Annotated in this window: 1 protein-coding gene; it reads right to left on the bottom strand. The window is 64.0% G+C overall.

The window, feature by feature from the left end; genetic code table 11:
- Positions 1-115: 115 nt before the first annotated feature.
- The coding region (locus ABD323_RS45170) for a DUF7878 domain-containing protein (protein WP_344447745.1) at positions 116-530 on the bottom strand (415 nt) is incomplete at its 5' end.

Genomic DNA, 530 nt, shown 5'->3' on the forward strand with positions numbered 1-530 from the left:
AGCAATAGCTGAGGACGACGATCGACGGCGGTGTCATTGGTCAGACCAGGACAGCTTCGGGGCAGTGATCACACCAGCCACGCCGAGATCGTCAGACCTGGTGTCAGGAGGCCGTTCAGGGTTCGGGGATGAAGTCGGGATTGATCCCGATCGCCGCCACTCCGTGACGGACCTCGTCCACGAACTGGACAAGATCCGTCACGAGACGATCCCAGGCCATGGGTGAGGTCCAGGTATCTGCGGCGAACACAGACCCGACCTGCCACCCTTGCTCGGACCTCGTGATGAGGACCGCCCCCGGCTCGTCGTACGTCATCGAGTCGAACGCGAAGTCTCCCCGCTCGCCGTCCGGGGTGCGGAGCCAGTCCATGAGTTCGCAGGCCAGCTCAGCTACGGGGAACAGCTTCTCCGCCCAGACCACTTGGCCTGTGTCGCTGATGGTCAGATCCGCCTCGATATCCAGAAGGAGCACATATACGGGCGCCGACTCCGGGGAGAGCCCCCGACGAGGCAGGTCCGCTGCGGCAAGG

Source organism: Kitasatospora nipponensis (genome assembly GCF_039528135.1).
Classification (GTDB): domain Bacteria; phylum Actinomycetota; class Actinomycetes; order Streptomycetales; family Streptomycetaceae; genus Kitasatospora; species Kitasatospora nipponensis.